The organism is Methylobacterium indicum, assembly GCF_017347565.1.
Lineage (GTDB): Bacteria > Pseudomonadota > Alphaproteobacteria > Rhizobiales > Beijerinckiaceae > Methylobacterium > Methylobacterium indicum.
Map to the genome: position 1 here is coordinate 39225 of NZ_AP024147.1, position 26394 is coordinate 65618.

Consider the following 26394-nt stretch of genomic DNA (forward strand, 5'->3'; position numbering starts at 1 on the left):
GTCGCCGTCCGTTCTTGCAACCGACGAGAAATTGGCATGAATGACATCATCCAGCCCTGGGAGCGGGCCCACCACGACGAGCGCTCGCAGCGCTTCACCCTCGAGGAGATCCCGAAGGGTCAGCTGATCGGCTACAGCCTGTCGTTCTGCGTCCGCGACATGCTCGACGGGATGGTCGGCATCGAGCGCATCGAGCACATCATCACCGGCACCATGGCGCGCTCCCCCGAGGAGTGGCAGGCGGTGATCAACGAGTACGCGCGCACCTACTGGCGGCGTGCGCCCTCGATCGGCAAGAGCCTCGCCCAGGACCTCTGGCTCCAGGGCAAGATCCAGCAGCCGCGGGTCTACGGGATGCCGCCGCCGCGCAGCTGGCAGAAGCACTGGGGCCCTGCGGCCACCGCCATTTGAGGAGGGTTTGGCATGAAAGCAAAAAAGGTGTTGACCTGCGGCGAGAACACCGCCACTGTCCAACCCGACCCCACCGGCGACGGTTATCTCGTCCGGTTCCAGATCGGCAAAGCTGATTGGGTCCTGCGCGAAGTCATTCTCGCCAAAGCCATGCTGTACGCCGAAGAAGTCTTGCGGCGTAACACTCTTGTGGTTGGCTGACACGACCCATGCTCATCTACGGGTGAGCATCAGCCGTGCCAGATTGGCCCGGGGCTGCCTGGAGTGCAGTCTTTACTCGAAAAACGGTGATCAACATGCCCTCGACCAACACCCTCGCCCGCGGCGCCGTCACCCTCGTCGCCCCCTCGGTCGCCCGCGGCTCGACCCGCCTCGCCGCCAACCAGGCCGCGTCGTCGTTCTCGATGGACCAGATCCCCTTCGCCTACCTGTTCCTGGCGCGCCGCAACTCCGGCCGCAACCAGGGCGTCGAGAAGGTCTGCTTCGTCTCGGTCGACCGCAACAAGCGGGCGGACTTCTTCGCCCTGATGCCGGCGCGCGAGGGCGATTCCATCACCTACCTCTCGGCGCGCGACTTCCTGCGCAAGTACGACTTCGTGCGCTACCTCGAGGCCGACCAGTTCGTGACCTTCTCGGGCATGAACCGCACGCCGCGCACGCCCGAGCACCTGGTGAGCCGGCCGAGCCAGGTGGACTTTTTCTTGCCGATGCTCGTCGAGCGCAAGGACCGCTCCAAGGTCTCGGCGCGCGGCACCCAGAAGGTGGCGTTCGTCGTCGTCGACCGCGAGTACGCCATGACGCTGCCGTCCGAGGGCGAGCCGATGCTCTGGAGCTCGGCCCGCAACTTCGATAAGCACTTCAGATTTGTCCGCTACCTGACGGCGGACGAGTCGGTGACGATCAACGGGATGAACCGGCCCAACGGCCCGCGCAACCCGGTCGCGGCGCCGGCCCAGGCGCCGACCGAGGCGGCGAACGACGCCCAGGTCTCGGGCATCGCCGCCGAGTGATCAACGAGGTGCGCCCCGTGGGGCGCACCTCCCTAGAGGTTTGCACGAATGCGAATGATCTGGGATTGGATCCGGCGCTCCCGGGTCCGCTTCGGGACTTTCCTGCTGCTGATGGCCTACATGCTGGGCTTTCTGACAGCGACAGGCCTCTGGGCCTTCTGATGCAGGTCCTCAGCCGGGCCGGAGGGCAAAGACCCGGCGAGGAGATAAGCCAGGGCAGGTGAGAGCCTGCAGCGGGGATGCCTCCTCCCTCCTGGCACCAAGAGGTCAAATCATTAGAGTTATACTATGCTCGACATCGTCAAGCTCAAGTCTGTACTTAATTACAATCCAGACACCGGTATCTTCACTTATTTGGTGAAGCGCGGTCCCATGATGCCAGGACAGCAAGCTGGAAGAGTGACCAAAGATGGTTACCGCGTCATCCAGTTCGACGGAAGGGAGTGGATGGAGCATATCCTTGCGTGGGCCTATGTCCACGGCGAGTTGCCTCCGCCTCCGTTCGAGATAGACCATCGCGACTTAGTTAAGAGCAACAATCGTATATCAAACCTTAGACTTGCAACCGCTGCTCAACAACAAGCAAACACCCGAGCAAGATCTCACAGTAAAAGTGGTCTAAAGGGTGTCTGGTGGAGCAAGTCAAGGAAAAAATGGATTTCAAACATTAGATTGAACGGTAAGTCCATATATCTAGGTCAATACAACACGGCAGAAGAAGCGTCTCTTGCATACTCAAATGCATCGAAGTCGCTCTACGGAGAGTTTGCGAGGGACAGATGACTGTGTTTTTTACTTCCGACACGCACGACGGCCACAAGAACATCATCAGCAGCTGCGACCGGCCCTTCTCCTCCGTCGAGGAGATGCACCGCGTCATGGTCGCGCGCTGGAACGAGACGGTGGGACCGCGTGACGTCGTCTATCACCTGGGCGATGTCGGCTGGGACCAGACCCCGGCCGAGTTCTTGAAGCTGATCGACAGCCTCAACGGCGATAAGCACCTGATCCTGGGCAATCACGACCCGGATTTCGTGCGCAACCTGGCCGGGTGCGCGGCCTACGGCTTCCGCTCCATTCAGGAGCGTCTCGAGATCAGGCTCGAGGGCGAGCGCATTGTGCTCGACCACTACCCGATGCGAAGTTGGAACGCCTCGTATCACGGGTCCTTCCACTTCTTCGGCCACTGCCACAACCGGATGCCGCCGATCCACCGCTCGCTCGATGTCGGCGTCGATGCCTGGGACTTCCGGCCGGTCACCTTCACGCAGATCCGCCAGCGCCTCGACAAGCTCGGACTGCTCAACAGGGAGAAAGCCGCATGAAGGTCGAAGAGGGCAAGTTCTATCGCAATCGCGAAGGCAAGAAGATCGGCCCGATGCGCTTCGACGGGTTCATCGACTTATTCGTCGCGGCAGGCAACGCCAAGGCCTGGCACGAAGACGGCAAGTTGTTCCCGCTGCGCGTCAGCAACGACCCCCTCGACCTGGTCGAGGAGTGGGTCGATCCGCCGCCCGAGCTCAAGGACATCGATCAGATGACCCTGGTCGACTACCGCAACGGCGTCGCCGCCGTGTGGAATTCCTACCGCCACATCTGAGGTGCGCTATGTCGACCAGAGAGATATCTATCCCGCCCGATCTCTCCGAGGTCGTGGCGGTACTCATCGACGTGTCCCGCTCGCAGGCGAGCCTGTTTACGCGCTTTGGCGGCCAGATGTGGTCCGACCAGCGCGCCGACCACGAGGCCAAGATGCTGCGCGCCACCGCGATGCTCGAGCGCCTCGGCGTACCGCCTGTGCTCAAGGATGCGCAGGCCGCCTGATGCTCGACTTCTTCATCGGCGGGACCTTCGGTCTCATTGCCGCCATCGCCGTCACGGCCGCCGCGAAGGCAGGCCTCGAGCCTGGCGGCTGCGCCCTCATCCTGGCCGGCATCTTCATCGTCGGCCTGATCGTCTGATCACCAGCTTCACCAAGGAGAGAGCACCATGCCTCGCGCCACCGTTTCGCTCGGCCACAACAGCGGCACGCTGCAGAAGGATCACACCCATGACGACCAGTTCGACGAGCTGGTCCGTGCGATCCAGGCGCGTCTCGACCGGGTCCTCAACACCTACGGCCAGAAGCTGTTCACGACCCGCATCCCCGAGGACGCCCTCTGGCAGGCCTTCCTGAACGGCGTGCCGGCCGAGCAGCGCCAGTACCATACCTGCAACTGCTGCAAGGGCTTCGTGCGCCGCTTCGGCGGCCTGGTGGCGATCGGGGAGGCCGGCGACCAGCACTCGGCATTCTGGAGCAACACCGACGTTCCGGCGATCTATCTGCCGGCGATCCGCGAAATGCATGCGATCGTCGATGCGGCGCCCGTCGACGGCGTGTTCGTCAACGACGTGCGAACCTGGGGCATACCCGAGGCTGGCGGATTCACCCACTTCGCCGTGCGAGTGCCGGCGGCGATGGTCCACCGCAACACCTACAACAACGCCGCCCACCAGGTGATGGCGCAGAAGCGCCAGGACTTCGGCACGCTCCAGCACGGCCTCGCCGACTTCGACCGCGAGCTGCTCGGCCAGGCCATGACCATCCTCACCGCCGATGCGGTGAAGCGGTCGGAGAAGTTCATCGCGCCGACGCAGTTCCTGCTCGACCTGCACGCGGCACGCGGGTCCAGCCGCGGGTCCCGGGCCAACAACCTGGTCTGGCGGGCCGTGGCCTCGGCGCCGGTCGGCTTCTGTACCCCGCGCTCGGGCATGATCGGCACGCTGCTCGAGGACCTGGCCTCCGGCATGTCGTTCGAGTCCGTGCGCAGCCGCTGGAACGCCAAGGTGCATCCGCTCGCCTACCAACGGCCGCAAGCGGCGCCGACCGCCGGCAACGTGGCGGCGGCCGAGAAGCTGTTCGCCGAGATGGGCCTCGCGCCCTCGCTCGAGCGGCGCTATGCCCGGTTCGAGGAGCTGCCCCGTGAGGAGTTCTTCTGGCTCCAGCCGATGTCGCGAGGCCGGGACGCGCCGGGTGACGCCGGGCTGTTCGGCGACGTCGTCCGGCGCAGCGTCGCTCGCTCGGTCGGCATCGAGCTGCCGCTCACCAACATCACCTGGCGCCGGTTCAACGAGACCGTCCTGCCGAACGCCATCAAGATCGAGGTCCTGATCGAGCCGAAGATGCACTTCTACGGCCTGCTGACGGCTTCCGATCCGGAGGCGCCGCCGATCCTGCGCTGGGACCGCGAGGACCGCAGGAACCCGTTCTCGTGGTTCCTGTATGCCGGCGGTTCCTCTCCCGATCGGTGGGCGCTGCGAGCCGGCGCGTGGGTGAACGTGCCGGGTGTCCTTCGGGCGCCGGCCGTCTGGAACGGGATGAAGGACGAGACCTTCCAGATGCGGGCGATGTTCGTGCTCGAGGGCGCGCACAACACCGGCAACGCGCATCTCAACCTCTTTCCCGAGATGCTGCGCTCCGAGCTCCATCCGGTGCGCTCGACCATCGAGGCCTACAACGCGACCCGTCATCCGAGCGGCGCCGCCCAGGGCACGGCCAACGGCCTGCTGATCGGCGGTCGCGAGGACCGGCACCGCCTGCGCGTGACTACCGAGCTCGGTCAGGCGACCTACCACGTCGACCGCTGGGAGTAAGCGGTCTTCATGACTGAAGAGACACGGAACGTTGGCCTAGAAGCAGCCATCGTCTAAGGAGTTGCGAGTGGAGGGGAGTAGGCAAGGCCAGCTGAAACCAAGTGTCCCGACGACGAATAGGGTGTGGTCGGGCGTAGAACCACAGGGACGTGAAAGGTACACCGGTACATAATGGCACGCGGCCTTCCCAGCCCGGCGACGGGTGAGGTTCCTCCGCACGCTATAGTACGCGACAAGGCTGAGTATCGAGCGACAGTTTTGCCCTCGCAGTACGAGAGGAACAGAGGGTCTGACCGGGAACCTGCCTAACCCGAAGGGTTCAGTACCGGAACGACTGTCGCAGCCCTTAGAGCATTTGGCGTAGCAGCACACCGTGAACCTTTTGTGCTGCCCATCCTCGCGGGTGGGCAGCCGCTGAGGGTTCAAATCTGGAGGTTATCATGGGCTGTTTTGATGCGACCTGCATGGTCTCGAACATGCCGATTGGCTACAACGATCCGATCGTCCAGGTCATGATCGGCGCGCAGAAGCCGCGTGACGGTGCGATCTCCTGGCGGGACGTCGGCCTCATCTATCCGGGCGAGAACTGGGGCCCGATCGGGCTACCGATCTTCGGCCGCTACAGCGACTACGGCGAGATCATGGAGGTCGAGGAGACGCCGGCCGTCGAGTGGACCCGCCTGCTCATCGGCCGGATGATCGACCCGGAGGCCAAGGACAAGGCCAATCCGCTCAGCCTCGAGCAGCTCGTCTCGCGCGAGACCGACGGCCTCCCGATCGCTCTCAGCTATCGCGGGCAGGGCATCCTCGCCCGCACCTTCATGCACCGGCGCGTGTTCGACTTCCTCACCGAGGAGTTCGTCACCAAGGAGTACGACCGCGATAACGACTGGAAGACCATCAAGGTCACCGGATCGGATCGCATCCGGACGCGCCTCACCAAGGCGCTCGAGGAAAGCAAGCCCAACGAGGCGCGGCTGATGGAGCTAGGCGGTAAGAAAAAACGGACTGTCGAGGAAGCGAAGGAGTTTTTCCACTTATGTAGGGCGATGAGCGGGTATAAGCTGTGCGAGGCGATGCGTCTTGGTGAGAGCGATAATCTATACGGCGGCGAAAATCTGGCCAATCACGACCCAGCGCTATTCCTCGCCGAGTACCCGCGGATGATGCGGCTTCAGATCGTGATGCAATACCTGCGCCGCAGCTACCTGCCGGTGCAGACCATCGGCGAGCAGCACACCCCGCCCGAGCGGCACATCCCGTTCCACCAGATGTGCCTGTCCTTCCTGACGGACAAGTGGGTCGAGCGCCGCCGCGACATGGGCGAGGACGAGGAGGAGTAGTCATGAACCAGAGCAAGGAGCAGCTTCTCGCCACGATCGACAAGATCCGCAGGGCGATCGAGGCCGACGACAGCTTCGAGGGCCACCTGACCTACACCCTCGAGTGGAGCACCGGCGACAAGACCGAGTTCGAGGTGTCGGGCGCCTACCGAATCGGTAACAGCGAAGGGCAGGGCGGCATGGCGGTGCTCGCCCCGTCGGTGCCGAGCGTCGAGCAGCCGGTGCTCGAGACGCCCAAGATGCTGGTGCTGAGAACCTCTCACGTCGAGAGGCGAACCAGTCTTCGTCTCGATAAAGTCCTCTCCAGCAAAGGACCGATCTGTTTCAACAAGGGTGAGTATGGCTGGTTCATCCCGATCATTCCTTGGAATGAGATGGACCAAGCAGAACGCGCAAATTGGACGCCTGATCTCATGGCCATCCGCCGACTCGCCGAAAACAACGGATGTACTTGGATCATGCTCGACCGGGATGCCGACACTATCGATGTCCTGACAACCTACGAGTGGTGACCATGTTCACAGCCGAGAATGCCCGCCAGGCGCAGGCGAACGATCTCGACGAGCGCATCGAGCGCGCGGTGCGCGAACGCCGGCAGGGTAACGGGGCGTACCTTCGGATCTACACCGAGGATGCGTTCTGCTCGACCATCTACGAGGACCTGGTCGAGCGCGGGTTTAAGAACATCGACGTGCCCGACATCATCCTGAGCGGCGACGTCTACTTCGAGTGGTAGGAGGATGCCATGATCGAACCGCACCACTCAGCGACGTACTATCCCGATGTCGTCGATGAGCTCGCGCTCGCCATGCGCAAGTTCCTGGATGCCGGGATGACTTCGACCCAGGCGCAGGCCTCCATCCAAGCCTACGCCACGATACGGGCGGCCGAGATCAGCGCGAACCGCGAGAGCTTCCAGCGCAGCCTCGACCGCCATCACGAGGATTTCCAGGGTCGCATGTCCCGGAACGACAAGAGGGTTCGCTGACATGGGCATCCATCCAGGTGACCAGAACGGGCCGCGCCCTCCAAAGCGCGAGCTGCACATCACCGCGTATTTCGTGCCCCAAGCCTGGGTCAACGATTACGCCGTCGAGGTCGATCCCGAGGGCGAGACCGAGTTCGACGTGGCGCCCGAGCTCAGGGCGATGGGGCGCAAGAACGCGATGAACCTCGACCGCGAGCACCAGCTGCGCGACGACCTGCGCTACGCAGCTGCCGCTCCGCAATGGGTCAAGGACTGGTCAGGCCCGTTCGAGGTGCTGCTGCGCAATCCGGACGAGGTCGAGGCCCTGTTCGAGGACTGAGGCCCTCTATCGACAAGAGGGGGTTATCAAGGGTCAGGAAGGCCTCGTCCGACCCATCCGGCTGAATCAAGCGAAAGGCGAGTTAGCTTGCCTTACGCCGTTTCGATCCATGGTTAACAAGGGGTTAGGCCATGAAGCGCGTGCGTATGCCCCGGTCCTTCCACAGGGTGCCGATGAACCAGCTGCCGACCTGGCTGCTGGTCAGAACGGCGGTCGTGTTCGGCAGCGTCGCCCAGGCGGCCGAGGCGCGTCTCGCCCTGAAGGATCGCCGGCTCGAGCTTCTCGCGCAGCTGAAGCTCGTCGAGGAGGCCGAGGTCACGCTCCAACGCAACATCTTCGACGCCATGCGCCGCCGCGGCCGGCTGCGCGCCAGGCGCCGCGCGATTGCCGCCGCCAAGGGCTGAGAATCGTCCGGTAAAAAGGAAGTTTGACCCCATCCGCGGGGTCTCAGCCGCATCCGTCGCGCCCGCGTCAAGCCTAAGTGCTTGATGCTGCTGGGGATGGGTGTGCGACAAAGACTGCCTAGGGTCCGTTCCATAATATTACTTATGAGAATCGGCCCTGGCTTGACATTTGCCAGGAGGAAACCGTGTCGAATCAAGGCGCCGCCCCCGGCGGCTACGTCATCGTCATCGCCGAGAGCGGTGGCGTCACGATCGAAGCCCTGCCCGCGGATGGCAGCCTTGGCCTCGACAGGTTGCAACAGATGGTCGGCGGCTATGTCCAGGCTCTGCCCGGGTTCGGCCGCCTGTTCGCGTCGGCCGATCTGGTCGCGGCCCTGCCTCGCGATGTGCTGGCCCTGTTCGATGGACAAGCCTCGATCCCGTGCTCGGCCTACTGCGACGAGGAAGGCAAGATGAATCGGCGCGAGGCCAACATGCTGGCGACCCAGCTGTGGGCCTACGCTCTCGTCGGAAATGGAATGGTCAAGGCCGCCCCCGACGGCGAGGTCTGGATGAGCGACGTGCTCGTCGGACCAGTCGTCATCGTGGTCGGCGAGATTGCGCTATGCAAAGAGCGGGAGGCTTGAAAATAATGTCTGATATACTGCTCCTTCACCTTCCCAAGGTGAACACTGACCTCGATGCCATGCTCAAGAAGGCCGCGCAGCACGTTATGTCGCCGGCCGAGCGCCATGCGCAGGCGCGTTCCTGGGTGATCGGCCAGATGATGCTCTCTCATCCCGAGATGAGCCGGGCCGAGGCCGAGGCGCACGCCGACCGCGCCGTCGGCCCGAACCTCGCCGCCCGCGTCGCCGAGCTCGAGGCAGAGAACGCCCGGCTGAACGAGTCGGCCCGGCTCCTGGTCGAGAAGGCGACCACGATGATGCGCGTCTTCAACGAGATCGTGCAGGAGCGCGACGAGCTGAAGGTGGCGCTCGCCGTCTGCGAGGGCCGGTCGGCCTGCCAGGGGATGCGCGAGCTTCCCATCGTGCCGCGCTTCCCGAATTGAGGCCTCGCCATGAAGTACATCTGGGAGCCTTGCGACATCAGGGTCGGCCGCCGCCTGCGCGCGAGCAGCGGCAGCGAGACTTGGATGATCGGCTACGACGGGACGAGCGAGGCCAAGCACAACCTGATCCTGGTCTCGCTCGCCGACGGCATGATCTCGCTCTCGGGCCAGTGTTACGAGAGCATGGCCATCGCCCTCAACGACCGGAAGATGCGTCCGGCCGACATACGCCTCGACGACGACCAGAACGTGGAGGTCGTCCTCGAGGGCGATCAGAGGCGCCTGCCATGACCAGCTTCATCCAGAATGCCGAGATCATTCGGCTCCAAGCAGAGAACTCACGCTTGCTCGCCGAGCGGGAGCCTCTGGTTCGTCAGGCGTCCGAGAATGCGGCAGCTGCGGACCGCTACAAGGCGATCTCTATCAACTTGCTGATCGTGCTTCGTGAAACTGCAGCCGCCCTGGCGGATTCCACTGCCGAGGTTTCACGACTTCGTGCTGGAGCCACGCCCGAGATGCGCCTTGCTGCTGACAAGGCCCGCTCTGCGCATCTTTGCGACATCGACGCTAACGACCAGATCGGAGCGCTCAACGCGGCGCTCGATGCCGCCCTGGAAGTTCGCCTGAACCCGTAACGACACAAAGGAGACCTACCGTGAAGCGCATCGCCATCATCGCCGGCACCGCCCTCGCCCTGTTCGCGAGCTCGGCAATCGCCAAGGACGTCGAGTTCGACAAGGAGGACATCGCCACCCGGCTCATCGCCATGTCGGCCTTCGTGAAGACCGACTGCGCAGACATGAACCCGGACACCCAGGTGATCCGGGCGATCCTCGACAAGCTCGGTGTCGACCCCGAGCAGCTGGTCAAGGTGCAACGGCGCGAGATGCAGGGCAACCTGCTGATCATGACCTATCGCGCCAACCGCAAGGAGGCCTGCGATGACCTCTGGAAGCAGTTCGGCGCGTCTGGCGAGACCCTGCCCGGCCTGCTCGTGAGGCCGTGATGCTGGATTGGCGCAGCGTCGAGGTGGAGCCGGCACCGAAAAACCGGCTGATCCTCGTCACCTCCGGCTGGGGCTGGCGGCGCGAGGACAAGACGGTCGAGTACCCGATCTACGGCCGAAGGGTCAGGATGGGTGGCAGCCCCAGGGAGGTCATCGGCTCCAGGTCTGTCACCTATAAGAGCCTCAAGCCGATCGGCGCCGTGGTCATGGTCTACTGGATGGAGGACGCCACCCGCAAGGAGGGCGGCCTGTGGGTGATGGCCGGCAACGATGCCGCGTTCTTCCAGCCGTTCCGCTGGTGGACCGACGTCAACAACCCGCTCTCGCCCGCGGTCATGGCCGAGCAGGACCCGACCTTCCTGGTCGCCAGCCACCGGCCCGAGCTCGAGGCGATGACGCCGTACGTCCCGAGCGAGGAGGAGGTCAAGCAGCGCAAGATGCTCGCGATGATGGGGCTTGGATGATGGGTTTTCTCGATCGACTCCTGGCCCGGAAGCCACCCGGGCCCCCTCCCCTCGAGCAGCAGGCGATGTCGTACGCGCCTCGCGGCAAGTTCCAGGTCTACGATGGACCGCTCCACGGTCAGTGGATCGACTACACCGGAGAGTTCTTCCGGGCCGACGAGAGCGGCCCGGTTGCGGTCGCGTTCACCGACCACCACTACGCCCTGAAGTGCGACGAATACAGCGATAGACTGTACTACGTCTGGATGCGGCGGAAAGAGGCTTGCAAAGGCAGCTCCGTCCGTCCTACCTGATCGCGTCGCCCGCTGACCAGGGATGACCCGCTAAGGCCGCAGGCGGCCTGGTGCGGCCAGGGAGTTGAGAGGATGGTCTTCTTCTCGGTTCGAGTTACCCGGGACGAGGAAGGCAAGTGGGGCTTCGCGCTCCAGCTCGCCTTCCCTCTGATTTGGTAACGGCATTCTAGAACCGAGGCCGGCGGGTAGCGCCGCCGGTCTCACTCCCTTCAATATCACACAGCGCACAACGGTTCCACCGATCGCGGGGCGTGCCACCAGAGCCCCCTGCCCCATCACAGCGCGCGTCACGGAGGGAATCATGACGCCCAAGAAAGCCCTGATGTTTGCTGGTGCGATCGTCTTCGCCCAGATCCTCGACGGCGCCGTCGGCATGCTGCTGCAAGCCCTCGGCAAAAGCGAGATCACCGCGGCGTCTGGCGGCGGATACGCGGCCGGCATCCTGATCGGCATCATCTGCGCTGGCGGCATTCTCAACGACGAGACGCCTGCATCGCAGCCGAAAGCCGGTCAATCGCTTGCTCAAGTCCGGAAGGAGACCGACGATGGCCGCCGCTGACCGCAGGATCGAGCGCCTGATCTCGCTCGCCGACCAGCATGGTTCGGATACCGACGAGCCCGACCACACGGTCGGAGATCTCCAGGACATGCTGCGGGCGGCATACGCCATCATGTCGCCCGATCAGAGGGACCTGTTCTGCTCGAGCAACGCGGTGCTGTCGCTGCTCGACGTGTCGGACGAGACCCTTTGAATCACCTTGATACGAAGGGGCGCAGCGGGATTCACCGACCCCCCTCCCCTTCGGCCCGCGGTCCAGCCAGGCGAGCCACTCGCGGCTGACCACCCGAACCACGTTGGTGCGTGACAGCTCCCCTGCCCTTCTCGCCGGCCGGTACATCACCGAGATCAGGCCGTCGCCGGATGCGATCCTGAGCACATTCTGCACGGTTCGCACCGAACAGCCACAGCGCGTCGCGATCTCGGCGTTCGAGACCTCCGTCACCCTGTGCATTCCGAGGAAGACGAGGACAGCGCGCTGTTTCTCGGTGAAGCCGGCCGCGATGTGGTCGGGCAGATCGCGCCGGCATGCCAGACGCCGCGAGCGGCCGTCGTCACGGACCTTCGGGCGGATGCGCCGGGGGTAGACAGGCCCCCTGCCCTTCTCCGGGACATGGACGCGGATGATCGTCTCGAGACGGGTCCCCGCTTCGATCGTGACGTCGCCGGCCTCGACGGCTGAGTACAGCCAGGCCAGCGTTTGGGCGCGCGACATCGTTCGGTCCTCACTGGACCGCGGCAGTCATCGGGCAAAGCAGGATCGTTGCTGGAATTGGCGTTCCAGCTTGACTTCCTTTCGGAAGCCGGTAGGCTTGCCCCGTTGGTTGAGCAAAGCCGTTATTCGATCCTAAGGCCCTCGGGAGTTGGCGCTTCCGGGGGCCTTCGCTTGTCTGGGTCCTGCTGCGGTATTCGCTCCTCTCGCTTCCGTCCCGCGACTCAAGCCGAAGCCGGTCCCGTCGGAACGTTAATGAGGACTCAAGATCGGGCGAGAGTCGAGCGCCTTGGCATGGATGCCGCGATCTTTTGCATTGTCTTGCACCGATTCTCCCGCCCCAGAGTCATTCGCGATGAAGACTCGCGGTATCGGAACCCAATGCCTTTGAATGATTCGCTTCATCGTCGGGCGATCCGCAAGCCGGCGCGTGCGCGCTGAAGGATTTGCGAGGGCGCTGAAGTATCTGCGAACGGACGTGACCACGGAACGACGCGGCCACGCGCTCACGCAACGATGTGATCACATAAGGATGTGAGGACGGCGCCACTTGCGCAGCCGCTGAGCGGCCCAAGGACGGGCGCAGGGCCTTGCTGGGGCACTGACCCGGGCGGGTACGCGATTGCCTGCATACGGGGCTGCTGCCCGCCTTCCTGGCGGGGCTCACGCCTCACGCGAGCCCGTGCGAGCGGGGCTGCGGATCTACGGATTGACGTAAGTACGTCATGACGGCAGCGATGAGCCCGGTACGGGCCCACCTCCACGGTTACGGACGCAATCGGCTACGGACTGCCCTGCCCGCTTGGCTCCTTTTCGAAGCGCTCAAGCAGCTGGTCCAGTGCGAGCTCAAGGACGTCCTGATGCGTCATCTCGGTCTGGAACGAGTACCGGCGCAGCGCCTGGTACTTCGTCTCGGTCAGCCGCAGCGTGAGCGACTTCGAGCGCGGCTCCGCCTTCACCTTGGTGACCGGCACTGGCGTCGGCACCGGGGCTGGCGCAGGCGCGGGCGGTGGCGCCACCGGCGTGAGCGCCCGCTGCGGGATGCTGTCGGGGCGCCCTCCCCCCTTGGGTGCGAGGATGCCGGAGAGATCGGGTGCTGGCTTGCTCATCGGGTCACGCCGTTGCTGTCGCGCTGCCGTACTTACGGCATTGCGTCACGACGTATTCGAGCACGTCCTGAACCTCCCGGCCAGAGGGAGATGCCGCCTCCTGCTCGTTGACTGTCTGCCCGCTGATCGCCGTCGTCGGGAAGTCGGTGCGGTCGTGGATCACGGTCGGCGCGAGCTTGCCGTGCTGGGCGAGTGCCTGGACGGCCGAGAGCTGCAACCGGGTCCGGTGCTTGGCCTGGGTCAGGACGAACACGAACGGCGCGCCGGCCGCCTCGATCATCGCGAGGGTGTCGCGCACCGCATCGAGGTCGTCGGGCGACGGGCGCACCGGCACGACGATCATCGTGGCCTTGCGCATCACGTCGAGGATCTCGGGGTGGACCGACGGCGGCGTGTCGACGAACACATACTCGATGCCGGCCGCCTCGAGCTGGCCCATGCGCTCGGCGAACTCGGCGATGTCGAAGGCGACGAGCGCCGGCTGCTGATCCTCGCGCCTGTTCCACCAGGCGGTCAGCGAACCTTGCGGGTCGAGGTCGATGATGACGGTGGGGCCGAGCGTCTTCTGCGCCAGCACCGCGAGCGAGCGGGTGGTGGTCGTTTTGCCCGAGCCGCCCTTCTGGCTTGCGACAACAATGATCTCCATCCTTCACCTCTTACGTACTTACGTCACTACGTCACGACGTAGCCCGCTGCGTGGCCACGCCCTCAGGCAGCTACCACGCCCCCATCAGCGTTAACAGGACGTAAAGGAGACACACCATGGACCCCGTCATTCTCATCAGCTTCGCCCTCGCCGTCGCCGGGCCGACCCCGAAGCCGAAGGTCGACCTCAACCCGACCCACGTCGTCGGGGTGGCGCCGGCCGACTGCATCCAGCAGGCCGTGATCCACTGCTCGAGCGTGAAGCTCGTCGACGGCTCGACCGTGCGGGTGGTGGGCTCGCGCGCCGAGGTCTCGCGCCGGCTGCAAGGGTTCTCGAGCGCGCCGGTGGTCGCCACCTGGTAGGGGAGGGGGCTTTACGCCCCCAACCAACTTTTCCGCTTGGCATGGATGCAAATCTCCGGCATGAAGCCGTAGCGAGTTTTGCACGATCTCTAAGCGCATCGGCTCCCCGGGAGGGGAGGCGGCCTTTGTGCCGCTCGAACTCATCCATCCAGAGGACAAGGCGATGGACTTCTCCCACATCCTGAACTGGCGGCTGCTCAAGGGCTCGCACGACTTCCCCGGCCCGGACGGGGGTACCTGCATCAACGAAGCGGCGGTGGTCGCTGCCGGCATGCCCTACCGCAAGGTGCGCAGCATCGACTGCCTGCCGCCGTGCTTCTCGCGGCCGATCGGCGGCTTTGCCATGTCGCTCAACGACGCGATGCCCGATGCGCGCCGACACGAGCTGATGCCGTTCGTGACGCAGCTCGCCGGCACGGCGGACAAGGACAACGATCTCAAGCGGGCCGAGCACATCATCACCGAGATCACGCAGCGCTGCATCCTGCCGCTCGGGTTCGTGGCCTACAAACTGCCCGACTGGCACCATCCCGAGCCGAAGATGGATCTCGCGGATGTGATGGAGTACCTCGACTACATCAGCCTGCGGGCGAAGTACGACGTAAAATACGTAATCAAGCAGGCCAAGGACCTCATCGAGCATCAGACGATCGATGCTCCGATTACCGTGATGTCCATGCTGTCGTTCATGATCGGCGACACCGGCGTCACGAGCATCCACCTGCCGCGGTTCGTCGAGGAGGCTTACTTCAGCCTGCGATTCGACGCGACCCCGGTCATCCCGAACGCCCACGTTCACATCGACCTGTTCGGCGAGGCGATCAAGATCCTCGACGAGGCGATCAAGCTCGGGCGCCAGGCGCCTGAGATCGACGTCAGCCTGATCAAGCAGCGGATGGACACGATCCGCAGCAAGGAAGGCATTCCGTATGAGCTGGTGTAATTACGCCTTCGTCATACTATGGGCTGTCGGGATGGGCGCAGCATGTCTTAGCTTCGTCTTCGTCATTCCCTGGACCATCGATCGCTGAGGAAGCCTTCCTCACTGCGCATCCACTGGGTGCGCAGCATTGAGGGCTGACCCCTCTATCTGGAGAAACAACTATGACCCGTCGTGCCTTCGTCCTGGGCCTCGCCCTGGGTTCTCTCGCCATGTCCGCCGCCTTCACCGCCCCGGCGCACGCCGCCGGCATCTCGGTCTGCACCGGATCGTCCACCGGCAACTACACCGCCGCCGCCAAGGAGATCTTCTCCCGCGTCGCCGGCCGCGTCGGCGAGGTCCGCTTCGTGACCAACGACGAGAGCGGCGGCTCGCTCGACAATCTGCGCAAGCTGTCGGCCGGCCAGTGCGACTTCGCCTTCACCCAGTCGGACGTGTTCGACACCTACCGCTCGGAGAACCCGGCGACGCTCAACAACCTGGTGATCTACCGCAAGGTCTACACCGAGTTCGCCCACGTCCTGTGCTCCACAGGCTCCGGCTGGGGATCGCTCGCCGACCTCGAGGCGGCCAAGAAGAAGGGCCAGCGCGTGCGGATGATCGTCGGCCCCGACGGATCTGGCTCGGCCGAGACCTGGCGCACCATCCGGCGTGCCAACTCGGCCGGCCTCGACGGCATCGAGCGGGTGGCCGATCCGGTCAACATCGAAGCGGTGTCGGCGATCAAGGACCGCAAGGACACCTGCATGCTGTGGGTGTCGGGTCTCGGCTCGCCCAATATGGAGCTCGCCAACCGCCGCTCGGTCAACACCCGTGACGGCAAGCCGGCCTTCCGCCTGATCACCGTCAACGACGACAAGATCTACGCGCTGAAGGACCCGAACGGGGAGCCGATCTACACCGCCGAGACCATCGAGTCGAAGGCGAACGGCCGCCACCCGGGCATCTACAACAACCTTCTGGCCGACAACGGCTGGCTCTCGACCGACAAGTCGGTCAAGGTCCCGACCGTCGAGGCGCTGCTCGTCACCCGCCAGGACCTGAAGCAGCAGATGCCGCGCGCCATCTCGACCTCGCTCGACCAGGCGGTCGAGGACGCCTCGAGCACCATCTGGGCGACGATGTCCCCGGGCGCCGCCAACAAGTGATCCCGCACGGGGGCCAGTGCGCGCTGGCCCCCTGACGCAATGACGTACTGACGTAGTGAGGCAACCATGTCGCTCCGCACCCTCGCAACCGCCGCCGTAACCATGGGCCTGGCCAAGGCCGCACCTCAGTCCGCGGATGATGCCGCGCTGCCGCCGTTGCAGATCGGCGTGCGTGCCCGCGACATCACCACCGGCCTGACTGGCCTGCTGACCATGCGGGCGCTCACCCTCGACGGCGTGATCCAGTACACGATCCAGCCGATGGGAGACGGCGAGAAGATCCCGGAAGGGTGGACCATCGACGAGCACTCGCTCGAGGTGGTCGACGCCGGCATCATCGCCAAGGTCACGCCGGAGGCCACGAACGTCAGCGTTCGGCTGGGCCAGGAGGTGACCGACAAGATCAGCGGCGTCGTCGGCATCACGACGCGGCGCATCACCTACATCAACGGCTGCGTCCAGTTCGCGGTGCAGCCGAAGGTCGACAAGGACGGCAAGATGCCCGAGGCGATCTACCTCGACCATAGCCGGCTCGTCGCCTCGCACCAGGCGGTCGAGGCCAAGCCCCCGATCGGCGTCGACAAGCCCCGGCCGCCGGGCGGCCCGAGCACCCGCGCCTCGTCGATGCGGATGGGATGATGAAGGGCCGCATCCTGACGCAAGACGAGCTTCGGCAGGCCTATCCCACCGTGATGAAGGTGGCCGAAGTTCTCTATAACGTCGACAACGTCTATTACGGCTTCAAGATCCCGTTCAACGAGATCAGCCATATTCGGCTCGAGATGTATATGCGCCGCGCGCGTGCTGCAATCGAAGCCACACTCGAGGCTTGAACCAGATGCAGGGGAAACCCTGCATCTCATTGAGGCCTTGTACTGCCTCAGCACTGCGCTCCCGTCGTCTAGTCGGGTTAGGACGCTGGTGCCAACAACCCTGCGCGCCCTGAGTATGGGGCCCCGAGCGCGGCCACTAAAGGTCCAGAGTCGGACAGGGGAACTGGAACAACACCGGAAACGCAGGTTCGAGTCCTGCCGGGAGCGCCACCCTCATTTCAGGAGGTCGTGATGAAAGAGAAACAGCTCATCGAATTGTTGATCCTGGCATTCATCGTGCTGGTGATCCTCTACGTGTTCCTGTGCCAGCAGCGTCGCGAGGCCGATCGGCAACGCCAGGCGCGGCAGGATCGCCGCGGTCGCCGTTTCGTGCGCCGTCAGGTTGGCACGAATGCAAAATTGTCCTTGACCGCGCAGAGCTGACGCCTCAAGACGACCTCGCCACTTGGATTTCCTGCAAACGCCCGAGCGCCCTCGCTGCGCCGCGTGTCCCTTCGTGAAAGTGAGCGCACCATGTCCGGCACCGTGACCGCCCTCAAGCCGCAGCCCGAGAAGATCTCCCTGGCGCATATCTCCGAGCCCGTCGTCCACCTGGTCTCGGAGAATGATGCCTTCAAGCACATCACCATCGACGGCATCGACTTCATCGACTGGCGCGAGCCCGTGAGCACCTGGGAGCGCGATATCATCACGAACTGCCTGAAGTCTCTGATCGGGACGGCCAAGACCTTGCGTCTCGGCCGTATGTTCAAGGTCTCGTCCCTCTCCGAAAACTACCATCAGCTGAAGTCGAAGGTTCTCGACGATTACGTCTCCGAGAACGATATCACGGAGGTCAATCAACCCGGACTCTACGCTTTCTTCAAGATCCTGGAGGGCGATCAGAAAGCATTGATCGATGCCTACGAGGCCAGGGTCGCCGATGGAGTGCTGGAGTTCAACGACTTTCCCCTGCACTTCAAGGCCGACGCCGAGATCATCATTCTTCAAGGTGAAGATCAGATCGGTGGGGTCATCGACGATGTCAAATTTTACTCTAGCTACTACGGTGACGGCTGGAACATCGAAATCTCGGTCATCCACACCCTGTCGGGCATGCCGGTCGAGGCGAACCTGACGATCCCGGTCCCGGTCTGGTCCGGCACGATGCCGATCTCGGAGTTGCCGATCGTTCCGGCCGAGGGCGAGCTGCGCGCCAAGCTCGCCGCGCGCGGTCGCATCCTCGCCGGGATCGCCACGGGCGCCAGCTATATGCGCTACAAGGGCGAGATGACCCAGACCGGCTGGTCGGGCAAGACCTCATTCCGAGCCGACGGACGCATCATGGTCGACCCGCGTTCGTGCCGGCGCATCGACGGCGACCGTTACCGCAACGAGACCCGGCGCACCGGCCTCCAGTTCGACGAGAACAACGAGGACAAGGTGGCTCCGTTCGAGATCGGTGAGGACGACCTGTGGCGGACATACCCGTTCGTGATCGGATTCTCGTTCCGCACGAAGAAGTGGGGCACGTTCCGGGTCGCCGACATCTCGCCGATCGATTGGCGGGATGACGCCTTCGACTACCTGGTGATGGACGACAACGAGAAGAACATCATCAAGGCGCTGGTCGCGACCCGTGGCCAGGGATTCCAGGATATCGTCGACGAGAAGGGCGGCGGCACGATCTTCCTCCTGGAAGGCAAGCCGGGCCTCGGCAAGACCCTCACCGCCGAGACGGTGGCCGAGATGACGCGCCAACCGCTCTACGCGATCTCGGTCGGCGAGCTCGGCACCGACCCCGGCCAGCTCGAGAAGAACCTGCGCACCATCCTCGACATCGCGTCGATCTGGAATGCGGTGCTGTTGCTCGACGAGGCCGACATCTTCCTCGAGGCGCGTGACACCAAGGACGTGAAGCGCAACGCGATGGTCGGCGTGCTCCTGCGCCTGCTCGAGTACCACGATGGCATCCTGTTCCTGACCACCAACCGGGCGGGCAACATCGATCCGGCGTTCCTCTCGCGCATCTCGATTCCGCTGTCGTTCCCCGATGCCGGCCAGGCCAAGCTCCTGAAGATCTGGGAGAACCTGACCCGGGCCGCTGGTATCGCGAGCGACATCTCGAGCTTCGAGCTCGCCGAGCTGTCCAAGCACAAGATCAATGGGCGGCAGATCAAGAACGCGCTCAAGATCGGCCAGACCCTGGCGCGTGCCGAAGGTCGTCCGATCACCGCCGACGACATCCGCCGGCCGCTCGAGATGTCGGAGAAGTTCCATCAGCGGGTGCGCCCCGGCCTGCTCGTTCGGACCTGGCGGCGTCTCACCGCCTAATCGGCCGCCTGACCTGACACCAACCCCGCCCGGTCTCACCCCTGGGCAGGGTCCTTTCATCCTTGCTCCTGAGAGAAGGACACGTTGCGATGCCTCGCATCCAGAACCTGCGCATTGGTCACGCCACCAACTCGTCGTCCTCGCACTCGATCGTGATGATGCGGCCCGGCCACCCGGCGCCCCCGAGCAACTATTCGGGCGGCGACTTCGGCTGGGATAACTTCATCCTGTCCGACGTGCGCTCGAAGATGCACTACGTCGCCGTCGACACGCGCGGCCGGTACGCCACGCGCGAGGACTTCGACGCCGAGTTCGCGCCCTACCTCGACCAGGCCACGCTCGATTCGGTCTGGAACGAGCACGACTACATCGACCACGAGTCGGCCGGCACCAGCTCGTCTGTCGACCGCGACCTGCTCATGCGGCCCGAGGTCGTGATCCTGGGCGGCAACGACAACGAGGATCGCTTCACGATCCCCAACGCCGACCCTGCGCCGAGCGGCCCGATGCGCCAGCGCCAGGACGGGGCGGCGAGCGTTCTGTACTGGCCGAGCTCCGGCTTCAAGATCCGTCTCTCCGACGAGCCCTACACCAAGGCGCGGGCGCCCGAGCTCGTCGACGTCAAGATCACCGACTACTGCCCCTACGGCTGCTTCTTCTGCTACCAGGGCTCGACGAAGCAGGGCGCCCACGCCTCGCTCGAGTCGGTGGTCGCGACCGCCGAGCGGCTGCGCGAACTCGGCGTGTTCGAGGTGGCGATCGGCGGCGGCGAGCCGATGATGCACCCGCAATTCCCCGAGATCGTCGACGCCTTCCACCAGCGCGGCATCACCCCGAACGTGACGGCCTACGGCGTCGAGTGGTCGACCCGCGACTGGGTCAAGACTACGATAAGCAAGCTCGGCGGCATCGGCGTCTCGGTCCACAACGCGGCCGACTTCGAGAAGCTCACGCGCATCCGCGACAACCTGTCGAGCCGGAGGGTCTATTCCGGCCGGCTGATGCCCCAGCACGCGGTCGGCACCAACGACATCACCGAGGTCGTCCACGCCGCGCGCACCGGGCGCTACACCGACAACCTGCTGCTGCTCGGCTTCAAGAACGTCGCGCGCGGCTCGTCGGGCCCGAAGATGAAGGTGACGGACGACGAGCTCTACAACGCCATCGCCGGACCGTTCGAGGGCAAGGGCTGGTACCCGCTGACGCTCTCGGTCGACACCGCCTTCATCGACCAGTTCCCGAACGTGATCGATCGTCTCAACGTTCCGGGCTACCTGACCTCGAGCCCCGAGGGCAAGTTCTCGATGTATATCGACCTTGTCCGAGGCATCATGGGTCCGTCTTCGTACTGCGCCGAGGAGGATTACCTCCCCCTCGACCTCGCCCACATCACCGAGGCTTTCGCCCGCTGGTAAGGAGAACGAGCATGCCTGTCGAAATCTACAAGCGCACCCGTCGCAAGGAAGTGAAGACCTCGCGGATCGAGCGGTCGACCGGGTACAACCGGGTCATCGGGCCGCGCAAGGCCTACCTCGACGACCAGGGCGACCTCGTCATCGGCCTCGAGGGGTCGACCGGAGACCGGGTGCGGATCGCGCGCGAGCAGGCGAGAGCCTTCGTCGATGCGCTCCACGTCATCTGCCACGACTGCCCCGACATCACGGATGCCGAGATGCCGCGGATCGTCGGATAAGGGAGGGCGCCTTGGTCGAGTTCCTCTGCGCGGCCGTGGTGGTCATCGCCATCGTGGCGATGGCCAGCGGATTTGGAGAACGGTGATGCCCCTGATCTTCCAGGAGTTCATCCGTCGCCAGGACCTGCGCGACAACCCCGACTGGCTCTACTGCTTCGGCGACAACCTCGCTGGCCGGGGGCGTGGCGGCCAGGCCCGACAGATGCGGGACGAGCCCAACGCCGTCGGGATCGTCACCAAGCGCTACCCGGCGACCGATGACGGCGCCTACCTCACCGACGACGACGAGGACGAGATCCGGGCGCTGCTGATCCCGGTGCTCGAGAGGCTCTGTCGCCACCTGGCGCGGAGCGGAACCGTCGTGTGGCCCCGGGACGGGGTCGGAACCGGACGCGCGGAACTCAAGACCCGCGCGCCTCGCATCGCCTTGGTGCTGGAAGCTTTCGCCGAGCAGCTGGCATCGTTCGCCAACCATGCGGTCGAGATCGAACCGCGCTAGACATCCGAGGACACCATGCCCACCTGTCCCTACTGCAACCAGGAAGCCAGCCGCTCCTGCGCGCCGAACAACAACAACGACCGCTGCGGCATCTTCGAGGGCGGCATCCTGTTCTATCGCCGCTTCAACATCGAGACGAGGACCTGGGAGAACCGATCGAACTACTTCGATGACAAGGCGGACTTCGCGCGAGCGCTCGACCGCTGGAACAAGTTCTACGAGGGCGTCTACGTTCACGTCCCGGACGAACTCGCCAACCGGTTCGGTCAGGATCACGAGAAGCTCGCCTCGAGCGCGGCCTAGCCCATCTTCGCCCTGACCTTGCGCTCCGCCATCTCGGCGACGCGCTCGATGAGGGCGTCGTGGGTGAAGGTCGGGATCTTCAGGTTGTCGCCCGCGACCTGGAACAGCGGCAGCACGAAGTCGCTCGTCACGTCGAACCAGCGGTCGCGAAGGCCGCGGTTCTTCAGGTGCATCAGGCGGCGCATCTCGTCGACCAGGCGCTTGGCCAGCGCCTTGTCGGGCGCCCATGTGATTTCATGCAAAACCAGATCGTCCCAGTAGCCCTCGGCGTAGCTCTCGAAGCGCGACAGGGGGCGCTGGGTCCAGCCGAACATCACCGGCCGACCCGCTGACGGGCCGACCGCGTAGACGCAGGCCACGTCGAGCGCCTTGTAGGCGTCCCAGGCGCTCTTTCCCGTAAACCACGGGAGTTCAACGGCTTTCGGTCTGTCAAGCATAATCTTTTGCATAAATGCAAAAGTGATCGCTGTCAAACCGCTTGCCATGAATGCAAATCTCCGGCACATCCGGCGCAACGACGCCGCGCCAGACGCGCTGGCTTGGCTTTTCTGCACAACTCAACCAACCAGAGGAGTTCACCATGCCCTTCGCCAATGGCGATCGTGTGCGTGTCGTTCAGACCATAGGATCTTTGTCCATCGGGTTGACCGGCATCGTCCTGCAGACCAATCCCAACGACGACTGGCCCTTCGTCGATTTCGCCGAGAGCGGCTTCAACCGGGGCCACCCCGGCAATGGTGCGGCGCCGGGCGGCGGATCGATCCTGCCGCCCCTCCAGCGCAGCGGCTACTGGGTGCCGCCCGATGTGATCGTTGTGCATGAACGCCCGATCACGGCGGCCGACCTCAAGCCGTTCTTCCTCGTCGAGATCAAGGGCGGGCAGGTCGTCGACGTGCCGGGAGAGGGCTTCGACGACGGCGCGGATGCCGCGGCGCGTGCCGCCGTGCTGACGAAGCAGCTCGGCCACAAGGTCCAGGCGCGTCGGCGCAAGCTCAACAGCAACTGGCACGAGGTCGAGGCCGAGCGCCTGTCCTCCGGCCAGTTCTCGCGCTTCGACGTCGAGAAGGTCGGCCTGCCGGTCATCACCGAGCACTACGCCTACCTCAACGACGAGGGCCGCGTCTCCTACGTTCCGAGCGAGGAGTATGGGGCCGCCGGCCGGCGCCACGATGTGACCGCCGGCTCATACCTTAACCGCTTCTACACCGCGCTGTCGCCCTCCGAGGTCGAGCTCTACGAGGCGCGCCTGCGCTACGAGGGTCAGCTGCAGATCACCGACGACCCCAAGCGGGCGGTCGAGATCTACCAGAACGGCCCGAGCTCGTGCATGTCGGGCAAGTTCAAGCAGTACGGCGAGAAGCATCACCCGGTCGAGGCCTACTTCGCCGGTGATCTCGCTCTCGCCTACCTCGAGGACAATGGTGAGATCATCGCCCGCTGCCTGATCTGGCCGGAGAAGAAGCTCTACACCCGCGCCTACGGCGATCTCGCTAAGATCAAGTCGCTTCTGCGGGCTGAGGGATACAGCCAGGGCGACTTCTTCGGCGCCAAGATGCAGCGGCTCACGCACATGTACGATCGGCGAGACTTCTTCATCCTGCCGTTCGTCGACAAGTCGGACTCGTACGCCGGCTCGCCGGCCTCGCTGTGCGTCGTCGATCGGGGCGACCACTTCGAGATCAGCGAGCGGTTCGAGGGCTACCACTGCGCGCAGACCAGCGGCCTCATGAACGTGGATCGCACGGTCGACGAGGACAACGAGCCCGACCCGAACTACGACTGCCAGCGCTGCGGCTACGACGAATCCGATCTCGACCTCTCCGACGTCGTCGTGTCGGTGACGGGATCGACCGAGGTGTGGTGCGACGACTGCCGCAACTCGAACTCGTTCCGGTGCGCCGGCTCGCGTCAGTGGGTGTGCGAGGACGTGCCGAACGGCCTCGACGCTGCGGACAAGCAGGTCTCGCTCCACCACCTGCGCAAGGTCGGCGGGTTCATCTGCGCCTCGAGCCAGAAGGCCTTCGTCGACGAGGCGCCGGTGGTGCTCTCGAACGGTGCGACCTGGTCGCGGGACGCCTTCCTCAAGCACGGCTTCACCTGCGCCGGCAACGGCCGCAACTACGCCACCACCGACGGCGAGACCATCGGCGGCAAGCACTACAGCCAGGACTTCATCCGTCGCTTCGGCAAGCCGAAGGAGGAGGCGCCCGTGGCTGCCAACCAGGACCTCGTGCGTGAACCGGAGCGGCTGCGGGCCTGATCGCCCGCATCCATCCGCGCATGCACGTCAACACTTTTGCACAAATGCAAAGGAGAAGTCTCCATGCCTCGTAACTCAGGCTTCATCACCGGCGAGCAGGTGCGGGTCATCCGCGCCCCCGTCGACGGTGGCGAGGGCGGTCCCCCGGTCGGCACGATCGGCACCGTCCTGCGCAATGGCGGATCGAGCGTCCGGGTTCGCTTTCCGCAGGAGCGGCACGCGCGCTGGGACTCGCGCTGCGACCGGCTCGAGCTCGTCCTGGGCGAGGGCGATCAGCCCTACGCCTACGAAGACGTCCTGACCGAGGGGATGCGGGTCGGCGTCGCCCGCTTCCCGGTCGGGGGGAGCTCCCCCAACGGACCGCCGCTCGGCGCAACCGGCACCGTCATCACCAACGGCCACGGCAGCGTCAGCGTCCAGTTCGACGATTGGCGGGAGGAAGATGACGAGACCGTCTCGACGTGGACGTGCTACGTCGACCGGCTCATGGCGCTCGAGCCGCCGGCCTTCTACCTGGTGATGATCCAGAACAAGAAGGTCGTGCGGGTCGGCACCTACACTTTCGGCAACGGCAAGGCGGCAGCCGAGATGGCGCGCCGTCTGACGGAGGAGTACGGCTGCAAGGTCCAGCCGCGGCGCATCGCGGCCGACGCCAACTCCGACGAATGGCGCGAGCGCGAGCGCGTGCGGTTCGGTAACGGCGAGTATATCGCCATGCCGGCCGAGTGGGATCTGGCCCCGATCAAGGACCACTTCCTGCACCCCTCCAGGGACGACCCGACGAAGCTCGCCTTCATCGAGTCTCCCGAGAAGGGTGTGCTCGATCGGCAGACCCGCGTCACGCCGGGGCGCTACCTCGAGCGGTACTACCCGCACCTCTCGCAGGTGGAGCGCAACCGCTACATCGCGATGATCGACAAGCCCGATGGCCTGCACTTTGCCATCACGGCCGACGACATCGTGATGACCTACACCCGCGGTCCCTCGTCGTGCATGTCGCACCCGACGGAGAAGTTCCAATCGCGCCCGATCCATCCGGTGAAGCCCTACGCGGGCGGCGACCTCCAGGTCGCCTACCTGATGCGCGACGGCACGGTCACGGCGCGTGCGCTCGCCTGGCCGGAGAGGAAGCTCTACGGCCGGCCCTACGGCGACATCGCCCGGATCGAGCGGGCGCTCCAGGATGCCGGCTACAAGCACGGCCCCCTGATCGGCGCGCGTCTCGTGAAGATCTGGCACGAAGATTACAAGCGCTACATCGCGCCGTATATCGACTACCAGAAGTGCCTGCTCGACCCCGAACCGGACAAGCACGAGGGCTTCCTGGTGATCCCGGAGGAGGGGAACGGTCAGCTCTCGGCGCGCCACACGGACGGGTTTGCCCATCCGATGAAGCTCTGCCCGCGGCTCGGCCTGTACTTCCCCGGCCACTTCTTCCCGGTGCAGATCTCCGACACCGTCGTCGAGCAGTGGTCGGAGCGGGCGGTGTCCGAGTACGCGGTGCTGCTCTACGACGAGGATCGGGGCCGCGAATACTACTACCCGCGTGAGCGCACAGTCGAGCTCGATGGCCACGGTCCGGTTCTCATCGAGCAGATCGACCGCTACGCCGTGCGTTCCGACCTCTCGGGCGAGATGATCTACAAGGGCTCGGCGGTCACCCTGATCGACGGGCGCAAGTGCAGTCCGCGCGAGTTCCGGTACAACTACGGCATCATCTGTAAGGGCAGCCGCAAGTGCGTCCTGCCCGAGCACGGCTACACTCTGGCCGGCAACGGTTCGACCTACTCGCACGCCTATCTCGACGAGATGGCGGCGAAGAAGGGCGTGACCCGCGATGCCGTGCTGGAGGAAGTCGGTGGTGCCCGCCGGGTCCGCGAGGCCAAGGCTTCGGCTGAGGAAGTCGCGGAGAAGCAGCGCGAGGAAGCCATCCTCGAGGCCCTCGAGAACGAGGGCGATGACGATGATGACTTCGATATCGATGACGACGACATCGAGGACGATCAGCTCGATGCCGCGTAATCATCAGCGTCATCACTAACGACAATCAAGGTCAGGCAATCCTGCCTGACCCCTTCTCCTTCTCGATTAACGGGAA

Annotated in this window: 40 protein-coding genes; 37 read left to right on the forward strand and 3 right to left on the reverse strand. The window is 64.6% G+C overall.

From position 1 onward, the window contains the following. Positions 1 to 36 precede the first annotated feature (36 nt). The 24 genes from miv_RS31340 to miv_RS31455 all read left to right on the forward strand — a co-directional run bounded on the left by miv_RS31340 (position 37) and on the right by miv_RS31455 (position 11671). On the forward strand, positions 37 to 411 hold the full coding sequence (locus tag miv_RS31340) for a hypothetical protein (protein WP_207183967.1): 375 nt from the start codon (positions 37 to 39) through the stop codon (positions 409 to 411). A gap of 12 nt (positions 412 to 423) precedes the next feature. Beyond that, positions 424 to 612, forward strand: a complete 189-nt coding sequence (locus miv_RS31345) for a hypothetical protein (protein ID WP_207183968.1) — start codon at positions 424 to 426, stop codon at positions 610 to 612. 95 nt (positions 613 to 707) lie between these two features. Beyond that, positions 708 to 1421 (forward strand): hypothetical protein, encoded by a 714-nt coding sequence (locus tag miv_RS31350; protein ID WP_207183969.1) that lies wholly within the window; start codon positions 708 to 710, stop codon positions 1419 to 1421. A 288-nt stretch (positions 1422 to 1709) separates the two neighbouring features. Next, a complete protein-coding gene (locus miv_RS31355) occupies positions 1710 to 2204 on the forward strand; it encodes an HNH endonuclease (protein WP_207183970.1) in 495 nt (164 codons plus the stop codon). Beyond that, the gene (locus miv_RS31360; protein ID WP_207183971.1) at positions 2201 to 2746 is read left to right on the forward strand and encodes a metallophosphoesterase; all 546 of its coding nucleotides are present in this window, start codon (positions 2201 to 2203) and stop codon (positions 2744 to 2746) included. The genes miv_RS31355 and miv_RS31360 overlap by 4 nt, the downstream gene beginning before the upstream one ends. After that, entirely contained in the window at positions 2743 to 3021 is a 279-nt protein-coding gene (locus tag miv_RS31365; RefSeq protein WP_207183972.1) for a hypothetical protein, read from the forward strand. Before miv_RS31360 ends, miv_RS31365 begins: the two co-directional genes overlap by 4 nt. Positions 3022 to 3029: 8 nt before the next feature. Continuing rightward, positions 3030 to 3245: a hypothetical protein gene (locus miv_RS31370; protein WP_207183973.1), complete on the forward strand. Its 216-nt coding sequence runs from the start codon at positions 3030 to 3032 to the stop codon at positions 3243 to 3245. Beyond that, complete coding sequence (locus tag miv_RS31375) at positions 3245 to 3382, forward strand: hypothetical protein (RefSeq protein WP_207183974.1); 138 nt, start codon at positions 3245 to 3247, stop codon at positions 3380 to 3382. Before miv_RS31370 ends, miv_RS31375 begins: the two co-directional genes overlap by 1 nt. A gap of 28 nt (positions 3383 to 3410) precedes the next feature. Beyond that, the gene (locus miv_RS31380) at positions 3411 to 5054 is read left to right on the forward strand and encodes a hypothetical protein (protein WP_207183975.1); all 1644 of its coding nucleotides are present in this window, start codon (positions 3411 to 3413) and stop codon (positions 5052 to 5054) included. Between the two features lie 464 nt (positions 5055 to 5518). Next, complete coding sequence (locus miv_RS31385) at positions 5519 to 6397, forward strand: hypothetical protein (protein WP_207183976.1); 879 nt, start codon at positions 5519 to 5521, stop codon at positions 6395 to 6397. A 2-nt stretch (positions 6398 to 6399) separates the two neighbouring features. Next, entirely contained in the window at positions 6400 to 6909 is a 510-nt protein-coding gene (locus tag miv_RS31390; protein ID WP_207183977.1) for a DUF5983 family protein, read from the forward strand. A 2-nt stretch (positions 6910 to 6911) separates the two neighbouring features. Then, positions 6912 to 7133, forward strand: coding sequence for a hypothetical protein (locus miv_RS31395; protein ID WP_207183978.1), 222 nt, complete (start codon positions 6912 to 6914; stop codon positions 7131 to 7133). 9 nt (positions 7134 to 7142) lie between these two features. Further along, a complete protein-coding gene (locus miv_RS31400; RefSeq protein WP_207183979.1) occupies positions 7143 to 7385 on the forward strand; it encodes a hypothetical protein in 243 nt (80 codons plus the stop codon). A gap of 1 nt (position 7386) precedes the next feature. Then, positions 7387 to 7704 (forward strand): hypothetical protein, encoded by a 318-nt coding sequence (locus miv_RS31405; RefSeq protein ID WP_207183980.1) that lies wholly within the window; start codon positions 7387 to 7389, stop codon positions 7702 to 7704. A gap of 131 nt (positions 7705 to 7835) precedes the next feature. Then, positions 7836 to 8108, forward strand: coding sequence for a hypothetical protein (locus miv_RS31410; RefSeq protein ID WP_207183981.1), 273 nt, complete (start codon positions 7836 to 7838; stop codon positions 8106 to 8108). A 185-nt stretch (positions 8109 to 8293) separates the two neighbouring features. Then, positions 8294 to 8734, forward strand: a complete 441-nt coding sequence (locus miv_RS31415) for a hypothetical protein (RefSeq protein ID WP_207183982.1) — start codon at positions 8294 to 8296, stop codon at positions 8732 to 8734. 59 nt (positions 8735 to 8793) lie between these two features. After that, positions 8794 to 9156, forward strand: a complete 363-nt coding sequence (locus tag miv_RS31420; RefSeq protein WP_207183983.1) for a hypothetical protein — start codon at positions 8794 to 8796, stop codon at positions 9154 to 9156. A gap of 9 nt (positions 9157 to 9165) precedes the next feature. Further along, positions 9166 to 9447 carry a hypothetical protein gene (locus miv_RS31425; RefSeq protein ID WP_207183984.1) on the forward strand — a complete coding sequence of 94 codons (282 nt, stop codon included), beginning with the start codon at positions 9166 to 9168 and terminating at the stop codon, positions 9445 to 9447. Beyond that, positions 9444 to 9791, forward strand: a complete 348-nt coding sequence (locus miv_RS31430; protein WP_207183985.1) for a hypothetical protein — start codon at positions 9444 to 9446, stop codon at positions 9789 to 9791. The genes miv_RS31425 and miv_RS31430 overlap by 4 nt, the downstream gene beginning before the upstream one ends. 20 nt (positions 9792 to 9811) lie before the next feature. After that, positions 9812 to 10162, forward strand: a complete 351-nt coding sequence (locus tag miv_RS31435; RefSeq protein WP_207183986.1) for a hypothetical protein — start codon at positions 9812 to 9814, stop codon at positions 10160 to 10162. Beyond that, complete coding sequence (locus miv_RS31440) at positions 10162 to 10626, forward strand: hypothetical protein (protein WP_207183987.1); 465 nt, start codon at positions 10162 to 10164, stop codon at positions 10624 to 10626. Before miv_RS31435 ends, miv_RS31440 begins: the two co-directional genes overlap by 1 nt. Further along, on the forward strand, positions 10623 to 10919 hold the full coding sequence (locus miv_RS31445; RefSeq protein ID WP_207183988.1) for a hypothetical protein: 297 nt from the start codon (positions 10623 to 10625) through the stop codon (positions 10917 to 10919). Before miv_RS31440 ends, miv_RS31445 begins: the two co-directional genes overlap by 4 nt. A gap of 301 nt (positions 10920 to 11220) precedes the next feature. Next, positions 11221 to 11478: a hypothetical protein gene (locus tag miv_RS31450; RefSeq protein ID WP_207183989.1), complete on the forward strand. Its 258-nt coding sequence runs from the start codon at positions 11221 to 11223 to the stop codon at positions 11476 to 11478. Then, on the forward strand, positions 11465 to 11671 hold the full coding sequence (locus tag miv_RS31455; protein WP_207183990.1) for a hypothetical protein: 207 nt from the start codon (positions 11465 to 11467) through the stop codon (positions 11669 to 11671). Before miv_RS31450 ends, miv_RS31455 begins: the two co-directional genes overlap by 14 nt. A 1301-nt stretch (positions 11672 to 12972) precedes the next feature. On the opposite strand, the gene miv_RS31460 is transcribed toward miv_RS31455, so the two are convergent. Further along, complete coding sequence (locus miv_RS31460) at positions 12973 to 13299, reverse strand: hypothetical protein (RefSeq protein WP_207183991.1); 327 nt, start codon at positions 13297 to 13299, stop codon at positions 12973 to 12975. Between the two features lie 4 nt (positions 13300 to 13303). Next, the gene (locus miv_RS31465) at positions 13304 to 13945 is read right to left on the reverse strand and encodes a ParA family protein (RefSeq protein ID WP_207183992.1); all 642 of its coding nucleotides are present in this window, start codon (positions 13943 to 13945) and stop codon (positions 13304 to 13306) included. Between the two features lie 116 nt (positions 13946 to 14061). On the opposite strand from miv_RS31465, the gene miv_RS31470 reads away from it, so the two are divergent. The 11 genes from miv_RS31470 to miv_RS31520 all read left to right on the forward strand — a co-directional run bounded on the left by miv_RS31470 (position 14062) and on the right by miv_RS31520 (position 22036). Further along, positions 14062 to 14307 (forward strand): hypothetical protein, encoded by a 246-nt coding sequence (locus tag miv_RS31470; protein WP_207183993.1) that lies wholly within the window; start codon positions 14062 to 14064, stop codon positions 14305 to 14307. Positions 14308 to 14434: 127 nt separating this feature from the next. After that, positions 14435 to 15250 (forward strand): hypothetical protein, encoded by an 816-nt coding sequence (locus miv_RS31475; RefSeq protein ID WP_207183994.1) that lies wholly within the window; start codon positions 14435 to 14437, stop codon positions 15248 to 15250. A 161-nt stretch (positions 15251 to 15411) separates the two neighbouring features. Continuing rightward, positions 15412 to 16395 (forward strand): TAXI family TRAP transporter solute-binding subunit, encoded by a 984-nt coding sequence (locus miv_RS31480; RefSeq protein WP_207183995.1) that lies wholly within the window; start codon positions 15412 to 15414, stop codon positions 16393 to 16395. Positions 16396 to 16461: 66 nt separating this feature from the next. Continuing rightward, positions 16462 to 17034 (forward strand): hypothetical protein, encoded by a 573-nt coding sequence (locus tag miv_RS31485; RefSeq protein ID WP_207183996.1) that lies wholly within the window; start codon positions 16462 to 16464, stop codon positions 17032 to 17034. Then, positions 17034 to 17228, forward strand: a complete 195-nt coding sequence (locus miv_RS31490) for a hypothetical protein (protein ID WP_207183997.1) — start codon at positions 17034 to 17036, stop codon at positions 17226 to 17228. Before miv_RS31485 ends, miv_RS31490 begins: the two co-directional genes overlap by 1 nt. 231 nt (positions 17229 to 17459) lie before the next feature. Further along, positions 17460 to 17651: a hypothetical protein gene (locus miv_RS31495; RefSeq protein ID WP_207183998.1), complete on the forward strand. Its 192-nt coding sequence runs from the start codon at positions 17460 to 17462 to the stop codon at positions 17649 to 17651. A gap of 90 nt (positions 17652 to 17741) precedes the next feature. Next, positions 17742 to 19541, forward strand: coding sequence for an ATP-binding protein (locus miv_RS31500; protein ID WP_207183999.1), 1800 nt, complete (start codon positions 17742 to 17744; stop codon positions 19539 to 19541). A gap of 89 nt (positions 19542 to 19630) precedes the next feature. Then, positions 19631 to 20956, forward strand: a complete 1326-nt coding sequence (locus miv_RS31505) for a radical SAM protein (RefSeq protein ID WP_207184000.1) — start codon at positions 19631 to 19633, stop codon at positions 20954 to 20956. Positions 20957 to 20967: 11 nt separating this feature from the next. Next, entirely contained in the window at positions 20968 to 21234 is a 267-nt protein-coding gene (locus miv_RS31510; RefSeq protein WP_207184001.1) for a hypothetical protein, read from the forward strand. An 85-nt stretch (positions 21235 to 21319) separates the two neighbouring features. Further along, positions 21320 to 21733, forward strand: coding sequence for a DUF7831 domain-containing protein (locus miv_RS31515; protein WP_207184002.1), 414 nt, complete (start codon positions 21320 to 21322; stop codon positions 21731 to 21733). Between the two features lie 15 nt (positions 21734 to 21748). Further along, the gene (locus miv_RS31520; RefSeq protein WP_207184003.1) at positions 21749 to 22036 is read left to right on the forward strand and encodes a hypothetical protein; all 288 of its coding nucleotides are present in this window, start codon (positions 21749 to 21751) and stop codon (positions 22034 to 22036) included. On the opposite strand, the gene miv_RS31525 is transcribed toward miv_RS31520, so the two are convergent. Further along, entirely contained in the window at positions 22033 to 22473 is a 441-nt protein-coding gene (locus miv_RS31525) for a hypothetical protein (protein ID WP_207184004.1), read from the reverse strand. The two genes, miv_RS31520 and miv_RS31525, sit on opposite strands and share 4 nt — an antisense overlap. 206 nt (positions 22474 to 22679) lie before the next feature. Here miv_RS31525 and miv_RS31530 point away from each other — a divergent pair, with 206 nt between their 5' ends. Further along, positions 22680 to 24296: a hypothetical protein gene (locus tag miv_RS31530; RefSeq protein WP_207184005.1), complete on the forward strand. Its 1617-nt coding sequence runs from the start codon at positions 22680 to 22682 to the stop codon at positions 24294 to 24296. Positions 24297 to 24359: 63 nt separating this feature from the next. Beyond that, complete coding sequence (locus miv_RS31535) at positions 24360 to 26318, forward strand: hypothetical protein (protein WP_207184006.1); 1959 nt, start codon at positions 24360 to 24362, stop codon at positions 26316 to 26318. The last annotated feature ends 76 nt before the right edge of the window (positions 26319 to 26394 follow it).